This is a genomic window from Promicromonospora soli, from assembly GCF_014653785.1.
Taxonomy (GTDB): Bacteria; Actinomycetota; Actinomycetes; order Actinomycetales; family Cellulomonadaceae; genus Promicromonospora; species Promicromonospora soli.
Genome location: NZ_BNAS01000006.1, coordinates 124,646 through 141,119, shown reverse-complemented (window position 1 = coordinate 141,119; position 16,474 = coordinate 124,646). Strand labels below are relative to the sequence as shown.

Here is a 16,474-nt window from a genome sequence, read left to right as displayed (position 1 = left end):
TATGCGGAGGGCCGATTTCTGTGGTGGTGGTCGAAACAAGGTGCCGTGGCCGGGTCGTGACAGGCAGAATGCCCATGTGTTCCTGACCCTGACGACAACGCACCAGCCGGCCACCGACCTCGGTTACCTGCTGTACAAGCACCCCGACAGGGTTCAGGAGTTCAAGCAGTCCTTCGGCACCGCGACGGTGTTCTACCCGGAGGCCACGGACGAGCGGTGCACCGCCGCCCTGCTCCTTGAGATCGATCCGGTCCGGCTGGCACGGTCGGCCGGTCGCATCACGCCGGACTTCAGCCTCGCGCAGTACGTCAACGACCGTTCGTACGCCGCGTCGTCACTGCTCGGGGTCGCCCTTGCTGATGTGTTCAGCACGGCCCGTAGCGGCCGCTGCGACACGCGCCAGGAAGTGGCCGACTCAGCCATCCCGCTCGAGATCGTGATTCCCGTCCTGCCCTGCCGAGGCGGTCCGAAGACTGCACATCGGATCTTCGAACCGCTCGGCTGGCAGGTTAGCGCGACGCCCGTCGCGCTCGACGAGCGCTTCCCGGAGTGGGGTGCCTCGAGGTACGTCAAGCTCACCCTGACGGGCACGGTGCGACTCGCCGACGCCCTCAACCAGCTGCACGTCCTGCTGCCCGTGATGGACGAGTCGAAGCACTACTGGCAGGGAACCGACGAGGTCGACAAGCTGCTGCGCTCCGGCGAGGGATGGCTGGCCAGGCACCCGGAGCGAGAGCTGATCGCCCGCCGATACCTCGGGCGCAGGTCCGCGCTGACGCGCACCGCGCTCACCAGGCTCGCCGAGCTGGGGGACGACGTCGAGGACGCACTCGAACCGGCCGAGGAAGAGGAGATCGCACAGCCTGCCGAGCGGCGCGAGTCGCTCAACGTGCAGCGCCACGAGGCCGTGCTCTCGACCCTTCTCGACCTACGGGCGAAGTCCGTGATCGACCTGGGATGCGGGCCCGGGCAGTTTCTCACCAAGTTGGTACGCGAGCCGTCGTTCACGCGGGTCGCCGGTGTTGACGTGTCCTCTCGTTCCCTGGAGATCGCTGCCCGGCGGCTCCGCCTCGACCAGCTCGGCGAGCGTCAGGCCTCCCGCATCCACCTCTTTCAGGGTGCCCTCACCTATGAGGACGCCCGGCTCGGCGGGTTCGACGCGGCGGTGCTGATGGAGGTCGTGGAGCACATCGACCCGCCTCGCCTCGCAGCTCTCGAACGCGTCGTCTTCGGAACAGCCCGGCCCGGTGCAGTGCTCGTGACCACTCCGAACGTCGAGTACAACGCAAACTACGAAGGGCTCACCGGTATGCGCCACCCGGACCATCGCTTCGAGTGGAGCCGGCAGGAGTTCGAGTCGTGGGCGGGCAGGGTCGCGGCCGTGCACGGATACACGGCGCAGTTCAGGGGCATCGGCGACGTCGACCCGGAGCGTGGCACCCCGACGCAGATGGCGGTGTTCCTCCGTGACTGAGACGACCGCGCGCCCGGAGATCAGCGTGCCCACGATGGGACTCGTGCTGCTCGTCGGAGTGTCCGGCAGCGGCAAGTCGACCTTCGGCCGGCGGCACTTCAAGCCGACCGAGGTCATCTCGAGTGACTTCTGCCGTGCGCTCGTCGCCGACGACGAGACGGACCAGGCCGCGACGCCCGACGCCTTCGACGTGCTCAACTACATCGTCGGCACCCGGCTGCGGCGCGGGCTCCTCACCGTCGTCGACGCGACCAACGTCCAGGGGCCCGCTCGTGCGTCCCTGATCAAGCTGGCCAAGGAGCATGACGTTCTCGTCGACGCGATCGTGCTCGACGTCCCCGAGTCGGTCGCCGTCGAGCGCAACCGGCAGCGTCCGGAGCGCGAGTTCGGCCCGCAGGTCGTCGCCCGGCAGCAGCGAGACCTCCGCCGGAGCCTCGGCCGGATGAGGAAGGAGGGGTTCCGTCGTGTCCACGTCCTGCGCGGAGTGGAGGAGATCGAGAACGTCTCGCTGAGCAGGGAACGGCCCTGGAACGATCGCAGGGACCTGCACGGACCCTTCGACATCATTGGTGACGTGCACGGATGCGCCTCAGAGCTGCGCACGCTGCTGGACACTCTCGGCTGGTCGATCACGTGCGACGCCGCAGGGCACGCCGTCGACGCAAGCCACCCTGAGGGTCGCACCGCGGTGTTCGTGGGCGACCTCGTCGACCGCGGGCCCGACACCCCGGGAGTGCTGCGGCTCGTCATGGGGATGGTCGCGTCGGGCGCGGCGCTGTGCGTCTCGGGCAACCACGAAGCCAAGCTCGTTCGCGCGATGAAGGGCGCCAAGGTTCAGGTCAAGCACGGTCTGGCGGAGTCGCTGGAACAGCTCGCCGGCGAGCCGGAGGACTTCCGCGCGTCCGCCCGGGCGTTCATGGACGGCCTGATCAGTCACTTCGTGCTCGACGACGGTCGCCTCGTCGTCGCTCACGCCGGGCTCAAGGAGGCGTACCACGGCCGTTCCTCCGGTCGCGTCCGCTCGTTCGCGCTCTACGGCGACACGACGGGTGAGACCGACGACTACGGCCTGCCCGTCCGCTACCCCTGGGCGCGCGAGTACCGGGGCCGGGCGACCGTCGTGTACGGGCACACGCCGGTCCTCGAACCGGAGTGGATCAACAACACCATCTGCCTGGACACCGGTGTGGTGTTTGGCGGGCACCTGACCGCGCTGCGATACCCGACCCGCGAGATCGTAACTGTCCCCGCCGAGCGCGAGTGGTACGCGCCCGCCCGCCCGCTCGTGGGCGTCGTCGACCGGGAGCCGACCGCGTTCTCCATCGACGACGTGATCGGGACCCGGTGGCTGACGACCACGACGGCCGGCCGGGTCAAGATCCCGGAGGAGAACGCTGCCGCGGCGCTGGAGGTGATGAGCCGCTTCGCCGTCGACCCGCGCTGGCTGATCTACCTGCCGCCGACGATGGCGCCCGCTCAGACGTCGAAGCGCCCGGGCTTCCTGGAACACCCCGAGCAGGCGTTCGGCGAGTACGCCGCCACCGGCGTGACCGAGGTCGTGTGCGAGGAGAAGCACATGGGCTCACGCGCGATCGCCGTCATCGCGCGCGACGAGATCGCGGCCGAGAAGCGGTTCGGCGCCGCGGACGGCACCACGGGCGTGGTGTACACGCGGACCGGGCGTTCGTTCTTCCCGGACGGCGGCGCTCTCGTCGACCGGGTGCGTACGGCGGTCGCGCCCCTGTTCGAGGAGCTGGACACCGACTGGCTCGCGCTCGACTGCGAGCTGCTGCCCTGGTCGGCCAAGGCCATGTCCTTGATCCGGGACCAGTACGCGTCGGTCGGAGCCGCCGCGAGGGAAGCCCTGCCGGCAGCGGCGGGCGTGATCGACGCCGCAGCGGCACGCGGGCTCGACGTCACTGCGCTCGGAGACCGCGTGATGCGACGCGCGGCGAACGCAGAGGCCTACCGCCATGCGTACGCGGCGTACGTGCGTCCGACGGAGGGGCTCAGCGGCGTCACGCTCGCGCCCTTCCAGATCCTCGCTGCCGAGGGCCGTCCGCTCGCCGTGACGGAGTCGCACCGCTGGCACCTGGAGACGATCGGCCGGCTGACGGATCCGCTGATCGCTCACACCAGGCACCGGTTCGTGGACCTGTCGTCCGAGGAGCAGAAGGCAGACGCCATCCAGTGGTGGTTGGACCTGACCGGATCTGGTGGCGAGGGAATGGTCGTCAAGCCCTTGGTCGCCGCGGGCCGCTCCCAGCCCGGGCTCAAGGTCCGCGGGCGCGAGTACCTGCGGATCATCTACGGGCCGGACTACACCGACTCGCTCGACGTCCTGCGTGAACGTGCGCTCGGCCGGAAGCGGAACCTCGCACTGCGTGAGCACGGTCTCGGCCTCGAGGCGCTCACGCGTTTCGTCGCGGGCGAGCCGCTGTGGGGCGTCCACCAGATGGCGTTCGCCGTCCTGGCCCTCGAGTCGGAGCCTGTCGACCAGCGGCTGTAGGTGCAGGGGCGTCGGATACTGGGAGGTGTGTTGGACGACGCGGAGCTGGATGCCATCGAGGCTCGCTGCAAGGCCGCCTCGCCCGGACCATGGAAGTCCTTCATCGAGGGGCGCGACCATCGGAGCGGCGACGACTTCATCCAAGTCGGTGATGACGCTGACGGGCCTGACATGTACGTCTCGCGACACACATCGTCCGGTCTACGCCCAGCGTCTGCACAGGACCTTGACTTCATCGCGGCAGCTCGCCAGGACATCCCTGACCTACTGGCCGAATTGAAGAGGCTGAGGTCGCAAGGTCCCTGACTGAACGGCGATCGAGACGCCCCGTACGCTGGGTGATCCAGCCTCGGCGGGCTCGGCGTCCTAGCCGGCCTTGGCGATGACGCGGGCGTCGCAGGCGGGATCCGGCGCCTCGGCCTGTACCGCCCGCCGCGCCCCGGACATCGGAGCCCCAGACAGCCTGCGGCCCACCGATCCCCCCCCTTGCGAAATCGTTGTCGACATCGATATCGTCCGACTCGTTCCGCGACGTGTCCGAGGTCGTCGGAACCCGATCGGAGAGGAACAACGATGTCCCATTCCACGACCATGAGGCGAGTGGCCGCCGTCTCGGCGTCGGCCCTGACTGCTCTCGCACTAGCGGGGGCTGCGGCCCAGGCCCACCCTGCGGAACCGACCCTGCGCTCCGAGGCGCCGCGTGATCTCAAGATCGGCAGTGCCGTGTGGGGTCAGCGTGACCTCCTCGACCACGACCCCGAGAACCCCACTGAGTTCCAGCACATCCTCGGCTCCGAGTTCAGCTCGCTGACCCCCGAGAACGACATGAAGTGGGCCGAGGTCCACCCGGAGCCCGACGTCTACGACTTCTCCGGCGCCGACGCCGTCGTCGCCTTCGCGAAGGCCAACGGCCAGGAGGTCCGCGGGCACACGCTCCTCTGGCACGGCCAGAACTCGCAGTGGGTGATCGACGCCAGCGCCGACTGGACCTGCCAGGAGGCGCGTGACGTCCTCGAGGACCACATCCGCACCGTCGTCGGCCGCTACGCCGGCGAGATCTACGAGTGGGACGTGGCCAACGAGATCTTCCAGGACGACTGGGACGCCGGCGGCGTGAAGCTGCGCACCGAGGCCAACCCCTTCCTCAAGGCGTGCGCCGAGGACCCGGTCGGGCTCCTCGGTGACGCCTTCCGGTGGGCGCACGAGGCGGACCCCGAGGCGGTGCTCTTCCTCAACGACTACAACGCCGAGGGCATCAACAACAAGACCGACGCCTACTACGCCCTGGCCAAGGATCTGCTTGCCGACGGCGCGCCGCTGGGCGGCTTCGGGGCCCAGGGTCACCTGAGCCTGCAGTACGGCTTCGACGAATCGATCGCGAAGAACTTCGAGCGGTTCGCGGACCTCGGGCTGCAGGTGGCCGTCACCGAGGCCGACGTGCGCATGCCGCTCGGCGAAGACGGGGAGCCGACCGTCGAGCAGATCGCGCTCCAGGCGGAGCGGTACAAGAAGCTGCTCGAGGGCTGCCTCGACGTCGGCCCGGCCTGCTCGAGCTACACGGTCTGGGGCTTCGACGACGCGCGCTCCTGGGTCCCGGGCGTCTTCCCGGAGGGCTACGCGACGATCATGACCGAGGAGTTCCAGAAGAAGCCCGCGTACCACGCGCTGCTCGAGAGTCTCACCGATGCCACCCCCACCACGTCCCCGCGCACGCCCCCGGGTCTGAACCGGTAAGACCACTTGGTGAGGTACCGGTGGCGTGTGGGCCTTGCCAGGTCCACGCGCCACCGGCTTCCACGGTCGAAGGCAAGCCTCGCGCGCCAGCCGCGGGAAAGGGAGGCGTTACCGGAGGTCAATCGGCGTCTGGCCGGGTCAGGAGACAAGGCCGGCCCCCGGGCGATCCTCAGACGTTGAACTGTGCAACGCTCACGCTCGCGGACGACGGCGTCCGCCAGGTGCTGGCCCGCCTCACGCCGCGCGACCGGCGGATCCTGCTCCTCGTCGCCTGGGACGGCCTGTCCGGCGACGGGCTCGCGCAGGTGCTGGGCGTCTCGCGCGGCTGACAGCCCGCCCGCAACTGCGGGAAACCGCAAGAGCAGGCCCGCACGGCACACATGACGGGTGTGGGACCGCCCCGGCCCCCGCGTTCAGCACGGAGGACCACGATGGACACCAACGAGAACGGCGACCCCGGCGTGCAGGGCCAGGACGTGCCGGGGCAGGACGAGGCGTTCGAGCTGCCGGCCGCCGCCGACCCTGCCGCGGGAGCGGCGGACCCGGCGCCGATGGTGCTGCGTGCCAAGGTCGACGCGCAGCCCGCGGACGACGCCGGCACGGCCGGCCTGGGCGCAGCCAGCCAGAGCGACGCCGGCACGCCGGTGCCGGGCGACGAGCTCGCCGCGCGGCGTGCCCGGCGTCGGACCGGATGGCTCGGTGCGGCCGCCGCGGTGGCCCTCGTCGCCGTCGGGGGCGGCGGGTACCTGGCGGGCGCCGCGGGGGCCGGTGGCCCCGACGGCGTGGGCGAGAGCACGGCCGAGGCGCCGATCACGCTGGACGCCCCGGTCGGTGCGGCGGACTCGCGCGGCGCCGAGCCGGCGCCCGGACCGATGGCGGCAACGGACACGGGTATGGCGGCCGAGAGTGCCGACCAGAAGTCGTCGTACCCGTACGGCTTCTGGGGCCGCACCGTGTTCCACGCGGGTGCAGGCCTGTCGACGTCGGGCTCGGAGGCCGAGGCGTTCGGCCTCGACCCCGCCGGAGTCCTGTCGGCCGAGACGGCGCGCCGTGTGGGCGACACGCTCGGTGCCTCCGGGGAGCCGCGCCAGGAGGGTGGTTCCTGGGTGGTCGGCCCGGCCGACGGCAGCGGCCCGACGGTCCACGTCTACGCGGACGGCTCGGGGAGCTTCGACTTCTACGACCCGGCGCGCGACCCGTGGTCCTGCCCGGTCTTCCCGGGCAAGGCCGAGCCAGGTACGACGGGCGAGGGAGGCACCGACAGCTCGGAGATCCTCCCGGCCCCGGACTGCCCGACCGTGCCGCCCGACGCGGCCCCGGCCATGGGCGACGCCGTCGCGGCACTGCGGGACGTGATGGACCGCCTCGGCGTCGACCCTGCGGGCTTCGAGCTGGAGGCGGGCGAGTCGTACGAAGGCGACCCGTGGCGCTACGTCACGGCGTGGCAGGTGGTCGAGGGGCAGCGCACGGGGCTGTCGTGGAGCGCGTCGGTGTCGGCGTCCGGCATCGCGAACCTGTACGGCTTCCTCGCGGAGACGATCTCGCTCGGCCAGTACCCGGTGGTGAGCGAGGCCGAGGCCGTGGAGCGCCTGGGTGACCCGCGGTTCGGCGCCTCGGGCGGCGTGATCGCGCAGGCGGCGGACGCCCGCGCCGCGGCGGAGGGTGACACGGCCAGCAGCGACATGATGCCCGCCCCGAACCCGACGGTGCCCCCCACCCCGACCCCGGGCGCCCAGATCGCCTGGCCGGTGACTGACGTGACGATCACGTCGGGCCGTCTCGGTGTGGCGCAGCAGTACATGCCGGACGGCGCGGTGCTGCTGCTCCCGGCCTACGAGCTCCGGGACGCCGACGGCAACGTCTGGTCGGTCCTTGCGGTCGCCGAGGACGTGCTCGACTTCACACCCTGATCAGAGCGCCGCGGGTGAGGGTGATCTCGCCGACGCCACCGAGGGCCTTGGTGATCGGGCAGGTCTCCTTGGCCGTCTTGGTCGGGGCGAGGTCGAGGTGATCGACGCCGAGACCTTCGCGGTCATCGGGCTCAGACTCCGTGCCGAGGCACCCCCCAGAGGTGCCTCGGCGCCCGGAGCTCCTCTCTGGCGCAGGTTGCGGTGCGAGTCTCGGGCCACCCCCCAGCGGTTTCCCGGGACCGCGCCGCGCCCTACGTCAGGCGGCGTCGGGTCGTACCGCGCTCACACGCGGCACCACCGACGACGCAGCCGGACTGCCGCCAGGCCGAGGCCCAGCAGCAGTACCGCGACCGCCATGACCGGTGCCGCCCCCACGGCGCCGGTCATGGCCATCACGGCGGGCAGGCCCGCCACGGTGGCGCCCGTCCGCCCGGCCGTCAGGCCGGGGACAGGGCCGCCACTGATGACGGGGTTGGCGACGAACGACGGGTCCCCGCCGGCCGTGCCGGTGCCCGGGCTGGACCCGGGGTCAGTGCCCGGGTCGGACCCGGGGTCGGTGCCCGGGTCGGACCCGGGGTCGGTGCCCGGGCTGCTGCCCGGGTCGGTTCCGGGGTCGGTGCCCGGGTCGGACCCGGGGTCGGTGCCCGGGCTGGTGCCCGGGTCGGTTCCGGGGTCGGTCCCGGGGTCTGTGCCAGGGTCCGTCCCCGGCGCAGCGTCCTCGACGAGGTCGTCCAGCAGGCCGTCCGAACCGACGACCCCCTCCACGAGAGCCCGGGGCCGGAACGCGGCCGCGGCGCCGAGCGTCTGCTCGACGTCCTCCACGACGAGGTCCGCGACGCCGTCCGTCACGCCCTCGGTGGGTTCGTCCCCACCGACGATGTCGTCGACGGTGCCGTCCTCGCCGGCAGCCCCGCCGACGAGATCGGCGGCGGGCGTCCCGTCCTCGAGGGCGTCGTCCAGCACGCCCTGCTCGGCGACGACGTCCTCGACCACGGCCGTCACGTCGCCCGCGGCGAGGTCGTCGGCGACGCCGGACTCACCGGCCACGTCCTGCACCAGTGCGTCGGCAACGCCGTCGGTGACGCCGTCCGTCGGCGCGTCCGGCCCGACCACGTCGTCCACCAGGCCGCCGTCGGGCAGCACGCCGTCCACGGCGTCGTCGACCGGCGACGCGTCCAGCGCGGGGTCGTCCTCGACGACGTCGTCGACCAGCCCGTTCTCACCGGCGACGTTCTCGACGGTGTCGGCAACTGGCGTCTCGCTGTTCAGCAGGTCGTCGACCGCGGTCTCGACGTCGTCCGTCAGGGCGTCGCCGACGCCGTCCGTCACACCGTCGGTCGGCTCGTCGGACCCGACCACGTCGTCCACCAGGCCGTCCTCGGCCACGACCGCGCCGACCGAGTCGGAGACGGGTGTGCCGTCCTCCAGCACGTCGTCGACCAGCCCGTTCTCACCGGCGACGTTCTCCAGCGTGTCGTCGACGGGTGCCTCGCCGCCGAGGTCGTCGATCACGGAGGCGACGTCGTCCTCGAGGGCCCCGACGAGCCCGTCGGTGACACCGGTCGTCGGCACGTCCGGGCCGACGACGTCGTCCACGAGGCCGCCATCGCCGATGACGGTGCCGCCCGTCGAGCTGTCCTCCACGAGGCCGTCCACGACGGCCCATTCTTCGACCGCGGTCTGGACCGTGGCCGTGACTTCTGCTTCTGCCGCGTGGGCCACTACTGCCCCGGCGACCACCAGGCCGCCTGTGACGAGCGCTGTCTGAAGCGCGCGCCGGACCAATGGGTACATGGGATTCTCCTGCCTTGCTACGGGTTGCCGACGGCGGATGCGGTCGGCTGCGTGCCGCACCTCAGGGGCGCGACCCGATCCCGTCAGGCAGGAGCGACTGGGACCTCGTGGAAGGTGCGAGGGTGCGCCGTCCGCGTGTCCGCGGAGGCGAGCATCCAGGAGCGGAGGACCACGAGCGCGAGGAACGCGAGCACGGCTATCTCGTTCTCGGCCGAGCGCAGTGGGGAGCCACCGGCCCCGGCTCCGGCGCCGCTCGTCCCGGAGGGCAGCTCGCCGCCGCCGCCCAGGGCGAGCGTCAGGACGCCACCAGAGGTGGGCCTGACCAGGTCGACCGCACGGACGATCGCGGTGGCCAGGAACCGGAAGGCAGAGCCCTCCGCGGCGAGCACGAAGGCCGCCATGTGTACGGCGGTGGTCGTCGGCCCCAGCAGGCCGACGAACCCGCCGCCGCCCGTCAGGATGCCGTCGTCACCCGTGAGCCCGGCCAGGCCCGGCGGTGTCGGCACGTCGAGCTCGACGTCTGTCAGGACCGGGACGAACGGATCGACGACGGGGGCGGGGGCCGCCCCGACGGGGCGAAGGATCGGGTCGAGCACGGGGACCAGGGCGTCACCGGCGGTGTGCAGCACCGGGCGGGTGACAGGCTCCAGGGCTTTGACGACCGGCGCCGCCACCCCGCCGACGACGTCGGTCACGGGCCGTGCGGCTTCTACGACCGGCTTCACGGCCTCGGTCACGGGCCGTGCGGCTTCTACGACCGGCTTCACGGCCTCGGTCACGGGCCGTGCGGCTTCCGCGACGGGCTTCACGGCCTCGGTCACGGGCTTGGTCACGTCGGCCAGGGGCTTCACGGCCTCCGCCACGGGCTCGACGGCTTCTGCGACGGGCTTCGACACGTCGGCCACGGGCTTCGCGGCTGCCGCCATCGTGCTCTTGGTCTCGGGCGCGGGCTTCGCGGCGTCCGTCAGTGGCTTCTTGGCTACGGCCACGAACGTGGTCGCCTGCTCCGCGGCTGGCTCCACAGATGCGGCGGCCGGCTCCGCCACGGTGTCCACAACCTGGGTCACCGCGCCCTTCACTGTGCCCGTCGCGTCGCCCAGCAGGTCGTCGACACCGCCGAGCGCGGAGGCAGAGGACGCGAGGCCGACGCCGCCCGCGAGACCGCAGGCCGTCAGGGCCGAGGCGCCGAGAGCGCGCAGGACCCAGCGTCGGAGGCGAGCAGCCCCCTGCGCGCGGTCCTGGTCGTTCGTCATCGCCTGCTCCCCCTGAAACGTCACGTAGGACAAGACCCAATCTGCGCCGAGCCACAACGACACGCAACAGGTGAAAACCAGTGCGCGTCGCGAAAACGTGCTGACCTGCGGGTGGCGCACGGGATTTCACCCGCGCCATCTCGCGCGCTGGTAGACCATGTCCCCGCTCTGACCCAATCGCGTCGGGCAAAGTATGGGTTTCAGGTGGCCTCGGAAGGCCATTCCTGTCCACCACGGTCCAGCCGGGGTGAAGTATCCGCACAGGAGAAACGCCACTCCGCCGAGGTAGTCGACCTAGAACGGGCAGAGCAGTACGTTTCCCCCATGAGCAGTGACAGCGACGCGCCTCAGACCGAGGGCGGCGAGAAAACTGAGCGGATGGACCGCCTACGGGCTCTGCTGACCAAGCCCATCAAGATCCCGGAGTCCGCGTCGAGCGACAGCGAGGACGCGGACTACGCCGCACCCGTGGCGTCCGCCGCGGCGCCCAAGGGGGCCAGGACGCCGATGAAACCCCAGGGAACGACGCCGAAGGGCGCCAAGGTCCCCGTCGAGACGCCGCCGGCGGTCAAGGCGGCGGCCGAGGCGCTCGACCGCCTGACCGACGAGGAGAAGGACGCGGTCGTCGAGAGCGCCGGGTCCGGCTCCGGCAGGCCGAGCAGGTCGCGCCGGACGTGGGCCGACGCCTACCTCGCCAGGCCGGACAAGCCACTGACCCCGGAGGAGGTCCGCGCCGAGCTGACCGTCGCGCTGAAGGAACAGGGCGCGGAGTTCCGGGAGCTTGTCGCCAAGCAGACCGCCGCCCAGGAGAAGGCAGCGGCCGAGCTGACGTCCCGGCTCGAGGGCAGGCTCGACGAGCTGGCTTCCTCGACCGAGCGGGCCGCGGCGTCGGCCCGCGAGGAGGCGACCCGGCTGCAGGGCCGCCTCGACGAGCTGGCGTCGAGCGTGGAAACGCTCCGCACCGACCTCTCCGCTGCACACGCCGTCGCGGAAGCGGCCCGGGCAGCGGCGGACTCGGCCGCGACCGCGGCGGCCGCGGCCCGTGCGGCGGCAGACGCCGCGACCAGGAAGGTGGCTACCGCCACCACGTTCGCCTGGGTCGGCATCGCGCTGGCCCTGGTGGCCGCCGTGGTCGCTTTTGTAGTGTGACCGGGGTGACGCAGGGCAGGCTCAGCGCGGATCATCGAGGTCGGCGCCGGCGCGCAGCACGAAGCGCCGGCGTCGGTGCCCCCGGTAATAGACCGGCGACTCCCTGACGGGTGCGTACATGACCCGGGGGCCGGCGAACACCTCGTCGAGCAGCGTTGCGAGCGCCGCGTCGACCGGCGACCCCGCTCCGGGTGCGCCCGGCCGGCTCGGCGCCTGACCCTCCGTTGATTCGTACATGTGTTCGAGCCTACCCGTCGCCCCGACTGGAGTCCACCGAATGCGCTGGCCACTCTGGCACCGCCACCCTTACGGTCGGCGGATGATTCTCAGCCACGACATCACGGGCTCCGGCCCCGCCGTCCTGCTCCTGCACGCCGGCGTCGCCGACTCCCGGATGTGGGACCCGCAGGTGGCTCCCCTGGCTCAGCGGTACCGAGTCATCCTGTGCGACCTGCGCGGCTACGGCGACACCCCGCTGACCAGCGAGCCGTTCGACAACGCGAGCGACGTCCAGGCCCTGCTCGCCTCGCTGGGCGAGCGTCCGGTGGCGATCGTCGGGGCGTCGGCGGGCGGCAACGTCGCGCTCCAGGTGGCCTCCGCATGGCCCGACCTCGTGTCCCACCTGGTGCTCCTGAACTCCGCCTTCGCCCTCCCCGCGACCCGCTCTCTGCAGCGGTTCGCGCGCCGCGAGGACGCGCTCCTGGAGGCCGGCGACGTCGACGGCGCCACGGAGCTCAACGTCGCCACCTGGCTCGGGCCCGACGCCGACGACGACGCTCGCGAGCTGGTACGCACCATGCAGCGCCACGCCTTCCAGGTCCAGCTCGGCGCCGGCGACGACATCAACCAGGAAGCCGGCCCGGAGATCGACCTCGGAGCCATCACCGCCCGCACCCTGATCGTCTCCGGTGGCCAGGACCTCGACCACTTCCGCGCCGTGGCCAACCACCTGGCCGGGCGCATCCCCGGTGCCAAGCACACCCAGCTCGGCTGGGCCGGGCACCTGCCGAACCTGGAGCGCCCGTCCGAAGTAACGACGCTCATCACGGACTTCCTCGCCGAGCTCCCCGGCTAGCCGCGCTGGGCCGTCGCCAGGTAGCCGCGTGTCACCCGGTCCTGCACGCGGTGGGCGATCCGCGGCAGGATCCGGGAGCCCCAGAAGTCGTGCCGGGCCACCGCATGGATCTCGAAGGCTAGGCCGTCGCCGGTACGCAGCACACGGAAGGCCTCGACGCCGGTCTCCGGGTGGTGCGGCAGCGTCGCATACGTGAAGCCGACCTCGTCGGGCTCCCGGACGACGTCGACCACCCGGCACGGGGCGGTGAACCACAGCGGGCCCACCCGCACGGCCTGCACCACGGTCACGCCGACCTCCGCCGGCCCGCTCGGCGCGACGACCAGCCCGGCGCCGCGGTGGATGTCCCAGCCGAACAGCGCCTCGGCGGTGGCCTCGAGCGTCGCGCCCGGGCCGAGCGCCACGCGCTCGCGCAGCACCCGGCTGCCCGACGGCGGCGCGTCCAGCCAGCCGAGGTCCGCCACCGGCAGCTCCTTGGCGTAGCGCTGCAGGACCTGCGGGAGGTCGGGCCGGGTCAGTCGCATCCGGGAACCCTATCGGCCGGCCGCGCGTGTACCTTTCTCACCCATGGCGACCGAACACGAGCCCACCGCTTTCGACGCCCCGACCCAGCCAGGGGGTGTCCCTCGGCACGCCTCCGCCAAGGAGCGCAGGGCCCGGGGGCTGGGGCCCTTCCTGTCCGACCTCAAGGCCGAGGTGCAGAACCAGCTCTCCCGCACCGAGACCCAGGTCCGGCCCGCCGATGCGCACGGGCAGGTGACCCAGGTGGTCTACCCGGCGGGTCAGGCCCCCCAGATCGAGGCCGCCACGCGGGCGCACCCGCAACAGGCCGCCGACAACGGCGCGGCCCTCGCAGCGGCCGCCCTGGCGACAGCCGACCACGCGGGGGCGGAGGCAGAAGCGGCCCGCGCCTACGCCGACGCCGCGCGCGCCGCGGCGGAGGCGGCCAGGGCAGAGGCGACGGCGGCCCGCACCGATGCGGCCACCGCCCACGCGACGGCGGCCAGGGCCGACGCCCAGCTCCAGGCGGCCCGCGCCGAGATCGACGCTGCCCACAAGGAGTTCGAGGCCCTCCGGACCGAGTTCGACGCCGCCCGCGAGCGCACCCGGCAGCACATCCTGATCTCCTGGACCGGGGCCGGCGCTGCGACGCTGATCGCGGTCATCGCGCTGATCCTCGGGCTCTGACCCGGTTCCGGCATCGGCGTCGGCGTCGAACCGGAGCAGAGAGGACCGGAGCGGACCGATGAGTTTGCGGCGGACCCGGCGTCGGACAGACATGACCGAGACCATCCTCGACGTACCGGGCGCGCAGCTGTGCGCCGAGACCTTCGGCGACCCGGCCGACCCCGCGATCCTCCTGATCGGCGGGGTGACGAGCGCCATGGACTGGTGGGACGAGGACTTCTGCCGGGCGCTGGCGGCAGGCGACACACGCGCCGGTTCACCCGGCGGCGCCTCCGGGCGATTCGTCATCCGCTACGACCACCGGGACACCGGGCGGTCCCGGACCGACCCGCCGGGGGCGCCGTCGTACACGGGGGACGACCTGGTACGGGACCCGGTCCGGCTGCTCGACGCGCTCGGGATCGAGCGCGCGCACCTGTTCGGTGTCTCGATGGGCGGCGGGATCGCCCAGCAGGTCGCGATCGAGCATCCTGAGCGCGTCGCGTCGCTCACGCTGATGTCGACGAGCCCGGTCGTGCGCGCGACCGACGGCCCGAGCCTGCCCGGGCCCGCCCCGGAGATCCAGGCGCAGCTCGCCAGCCCGCCGCCGGACCCGGACTGGGGCGACCCGGACGCCGTCGCGCGGTCCCTCGCCGAGGCGGAACGGGCGTATGCCGGGCCAGGCTACGACGAGGCGGCCTCGCTCGCCGCGGCCCGCCGGGTCGTGGAGCGTTCGATCGACCCGGCCGCCGCCGCCAACCACTTCCTGGTCGAGGGCAGCCCGCTGCGCGGCACGCTCGCCGACGTCGCCGTGCCCACGCTGGTGCTGCACGGCGCGGCCGACCCGCTCTTCCCGCCGGAGCACGGCGCCGCGCTGGCCGCCGCCATCCCGGGCGCCCGGCTTGTGCTGCTGCCGGGGGTCGGGCACCAGTACCCGCCGCGCATCGCCTGGGGTGTGGTCGTGCCGGAGGTCCTCGCGATCACCGCACCGGCCGGCCGACCGGTCACCTGACGGGCCAGCCGGCCAGTCACCTACGGGTCAGCGGGCCGATCACGTGACGGGTCAGGGGGCCGGTCGCTTGACCGGGCGGGGTACCTCGAACCGCACCGGGAGCTCCCGCGGCACCACGGACCACAGCGTCCCCGTCATGCGCAGGGACTCCGGCGGCACGGTCAGCGCGACGCCGCCGAGGCGGCGCAGCGCCACCTCGACCGCGACCTGCGCGATCACCGTGGCCGGACGGCGCGCCGGGCAGGCGTGCGGGCCGGCGCCCCACGTGAGATAGGACAGATTGCCGGACTCGAGCCAGATGTCGTCGCCGGCGGCGCGCGACTCCGCGCTCGCGCCCAGGATGCCCGGCACGACGGCGTCGCCCGCCCAGATCTTGCGCCCGCCGAGCGTGGTGTCGGCCAGCACGAAACGGGGTCCGGTATTGATGGCCGGCGGCGTCGAGCCGAGCGTGGCCTCCAGGGTGTCCGACGCCGACATCCGCCCGCCCGACCGTCCGTCGAACCGCGGGTCGGTGAGCCGCATGCGCAGCGCCTGCGTGATCCACGCGACCTCCCACTCGCTGCCCAGGATGAGCGTCGCCGAGACGGCGCTCTGGACATCGCCGTCGGTGGGCTGGCTGGCGTGGCGCAGGATCGTCGAGACCATGTCGTCCGACGGCGCCGCGCGGCGGTTCGCCACCAGGTCCGCGATGAGGCTCCGCTGGGCGTTCAGCGCCTCTCCGCCCGCCGCCCCCTTGGCCTCGAAGACCCGCCGCGAGTGGCGGAGCATCGCGCGCGCCTGGTCAGGGTCGAGCCCGAACATCGTGGACATCACGAGCAGGGGCACGGCCCGGGCGTAGTCGCTGACGAGATCGGCCTCGCCCGCGGCCAGCACGCGGTCCAGCGCGAGGTCGCACCACTGCTCGACCATGGCCGCGAGGCGGTGCTCGTCGACGCCCTCGAACGCGTCGTCGATGAGGCGCCGCAGGTGGCGATGCCGCGCGCCGTCGACGTAGTAGAGGCCGTCGCGCGGGGCGAGGACTCCGCCCACGCCGCCGTCCGGCTTGACCGTGCCGTCCGCGAGCAGGCCCCAGTTGCGGGAGTCCCGCGCGTACAGACCCTCGTTGCGCAGCACCGTGGCCAGCTCCTGGTGCCCCAGCACGAGCCAGGCCGGCACGCCGGGCTCCAGGAGCACGGGCGCCACGTTGCCCCACCGGGCGCGCAGCCGCTCGTAGACCGCCGCGGGATCGGCGCTGGTGGTCGTCTCGCTGAGCGGCGTCAGGTCGGCCAGGTCGGCCAGGCGCTCCGACTGGGTGGTCGTCGTGACTGTCATGGCTCCCCGGTTCTTGGGCGCGACAAGCGCGCAAAGTCGTTTAGCCGGAATGTACCTCATGTCCGATGCGCGGCAATCAGGTCGAC

The 16,474-nt window shown here is 72.4% G+C and carries 14 protein-coding genes; 9 read left to right on the top strand and 5 right to left on the bottom strand.

Annotated elements, in window-relative coordinates; genetic code table 11:
• Positions 1–76 precede the first annotated feature (76 nt).
• The 5 genes from IE250_RS18850 (at position 77) to IE250_RS18825 (ending at position 7,627) form a co-directional block, all read left to right on the top strand.
• Positions 77–1,474, top strand: a complete 1,398-nt coding sequence (locus tag IE250_RS18850) for a 3' terminal RNA ribose 2'-O-methyltransferase Hen1 (RefSeq protein WP_189670848.1) — start codon at positions 77–79, stop codon at positions 1,472–1,474.
• A complete protein-coding gene (locus IE250_RS18845; RefSeq protein ID WP_268247847.1) occupies positions 1,467–3,983 on the top strand; it encodes a polynucleotide kinase-phosphatase in 2,517 nt (838 codons plus the stop codon). Before IE250_RS18850 ends, IE250_RS18845 begins: the two co-directional genes overlap by 8 nt.
• A 573-nt stretch (positions 3,984–4,556) precedes the next feature.
• On the top strand, positions 4,557–5,717 hold the full coding sequence (locus IE250_RS18835) for an endo-1,4-beta-xylanase (RefSeq protein ID WP_189670846.1): 1,161 nt from the start codon (positions 4,557–4,559) through the stop codon (positions 5,715–5,717).
• A gap of 176 nt (positions 5,718–5,893) precedes the next feature.
• Complete coding sequence (locus IE250_RS24655; RefSeq protein ID WP_229872586.1) at positions 5,894–6,046, top strand: sigma factor-like helix-turn-helix DNA-binding protein; 153 nt, start codon at positions 5,894–5,896, stop codon at positions 6,044–6,046.
• A gap of 102 nt (positions 6,047–6,148) precedes the next feature.
• Entirely contained in the window at positions 6,149–7,627 is a 1,479-nt protein-coding gene (locus IE250_RS18825; protein WP_189670844.1) for a hypothetical protein, read from the top strand.
• A 282-nt stretch (positions 7,628–7,909) separates the two neighbouring features.
• Here IE250_RS18825 and IE250_RS24650 read toward each other — a convergent pair whose 3' ends face one another.
• Together IE250_RS24650 and IE250_RS18815 are read right to left on the bottom strand one after the other, a co-directional pair.
• Complete coding sequence (locus tag IE250_RS24650; RefSeq protein ID WP_229872585.1) at positions 7,910–9,421, bottom strand: hypothetical protein; 1,512 nt, start codon at positions 9,419–9,421, stop codon at positions 7,910–7,912.
• A gap of 83 nt (positions 9,422–9,504) precedes the next feature.
• Positions 9,505–10,674 (bottom strand): hypothetical protein, encoded by a 1,170-nt coding sequence (locus IE250_RS18815; RefSeq protein ID WP_189670843.1) that lies wholly within the window; start codon positions 10,672–10,674, stop codon positions 9,505–9,507.
• A 324-nt stretch (positions 10,675–10,998) separates the two neighbouring features.
• Here IE250_RS18815 and IE250_RS18810 point away from each other — a divergent pair, with 324 nt between their 5' ends.
• A complete protein-coding gene (locus tag IE250_RS18810) occupies positions 10,999–11,823 on the top strand; it encodes a hypothetical protein (protein ID WP_189670842.1) in 825 nt (274 codons plus the stop codon).
• A gap of 21 nt (positions 11,824–11,844) precedes the next feature.
• Here the strand turns inward: IE250_RS18810 and IE250_RS18805 are convergent, their stop codons facing one another.
• Positions 11,845–12,060 carry a hypothetical protein gene (locus tag IE250_RS18805; RefSeq protein WP_189670841.1) on the bottom strand — a complete coding sequence of 72 codons (216 nt, stop codon included), beginning with the start codon at positions 12,058–12,060 and terminating at the stop codon, positions 11,845–11,847.
• Between the two features lie 82 nt (positions 12,061–12,142).
• Between IE250_RS18805 and IE250_RS18800 the strand changes: the two genes are divergently transcribed.
• Positions 12,143–12,898, top strand: a complete 756-nt coding sequence (locus tag IE250_RS18800) for an alpha/beta fold hydrolase (RefSeq protein ID WP_189670840.1) — start codon at positions 12,143–12,145, stop codon at positions 12,896–12,898.
• Here IE250_RS18800 and IE250_RS18795 read toward each other — a convergent pair.
• Positions 12,895–13,422 carry a DUF1990 domain-containing protein gene (locus IE250_RS18795; protein ID WP_189670839.1) on the bottom strand — a complete coding sequence of 176 codons (528 nt, stop codon included), beginning with the start codon at positions 13,420–13,422 and terminating at the stop codon, positions 12,895–12,897. The genes IE250_RS18800 and IE250_RS18795 overlap by 4 nt on opposite strands.
• A gap of 43 nt (positions 13,423–13,465) precedes the next feature.
• On the opposite strand from IE250_RS18795, the gene IE250_RS18790 reads away from it, so the two are divergent.
• Together IE250_RS18790 and IE250_RS18785 are read left to right on the top strand one after the other, a co-directional pair.
• Positions 13,466–14,086, top strand: coding sequence for a hypothetical protein (locus IE250_RS18790; protein WP_189670838.1), 621 nt, complete (start codon positions 13,466–13,468; stop codon positions 14,084–14,086).
• 91 nt (positions 14,087–14,177) lie between these two features.
• Complete coding sequence (locus IE250_RS18785; RefSeq protein WP_189670837.1) at positions 14,178–15,077, top strand: alpha/beta fold hydrolase; 900 nt, start codon at positions 14,178–14,180, stop codon at positions 15,075–15,077.
• A gap of 51 nt (positions 15,078–15,128) precedes the next feature.
• Here IE250_RS18785 and IE250_RS18780 read toward each other — a convergent pair whose 3' ends face one another.
• Positions 15,129–16,388 carry a cytochrome P450 family protein gene (locus IE250_RS18780; RefSeq protein ID WP_189670836.1) on the bottom strand — a complete coding sequence of 420 codons (1,260 nt, stop codon included), beginning with the start codon at positions 16,386–16,388 and terminating at the stop codon, positions 15,129–15,131.
• Positions 16,389–16,474: the final 86 nt, after the last annotated feature.

What these genes read in the sequence shown, in the direction of transcription:
- IE250_RS18835 (WP_189670846.1), top strand. Translation starts at nt 4,557, where the DNA reads ATGTCCCATTCCACGACCATGAGGCGAGTGGCCGCCGTCTCGGCGTCG.
- IE250_RS18825 (WP_189670844.1), top strand. Translation starts at nt 6,149, where the DNA reads ATGGACACCAACGAGAACGGCGACCCCGGCGTGCAGGGCCAGGACGTG.
- IE250_RS24650 (WP_229872585.1), bottom strand. Translation starts at nt 9,421, where the DNA reads ATGTACCCATTGGTCCGGCGCGCGCTTCAGACAGCGCTCGTCACAGGC.
- IE250_RS18815 (WP_189670843.1), bottom strand. Translation starts at nt 10,674, where the DNA reads ATGACGAACGACCAGGACCGCGCGCAGGGGGCTGCTCGCCTCCGACGC.
- IE250_RS18810 (WP_189670842.1), top strand. Translation starts at nt 10,999, where the DNA reads ATGAGCAGTGACAGCGACGCGCCTCAGACCGAGGGCGGCGAGAAAACT.
- IE250_RS18805 (WP_189670841.1), bottom strand. Translation starts at nt 12,060, where the DNA reads ATGTACGAATCAACGGAGGGTCAGGCGCCGAGCCGGCCGGGCGCACCC.
- IE250_RS18800 (WP_189670840.1), top strand. Translation starts at nt 12,143, where the DNA reads ATGATTCTCAGCCACGACATCACGGGCTCCGGCCCCGCCGTCCTGCTC.
- IE250_RS18795 (WP_189670839.1), bottom strand. Translation starts at nt 13,422, where the DNA reads ATGCGACTGACCCGGCCCGACCTCCCGCAGGTCCTGCAGCGCTACGCC.
- IE250_RS18790 (WP_189670838.1), top strand. Translation starts at nt 13,466, where the DNA reads ATGGCGACCGAACACGAGCCCACCGCTTTCGACGCCCCGACCCAGCCA.
- IE250_RS18785 (WP_189670837.1), top strand. Translation starts at nt 14,178, where the DNA reads ATGACCGAGACCATCCTCGACGTACCGGGCGCGCAGCTGTGCGCCGAG.
- IE250_RS18780 (WP_189670836.1), bottom strand. Translation starts at nt 16,388, where the DNA reads ATGACAGTCACGACGACCACCCAGTCGGAGCGCCTGGCCGACCTGGCC.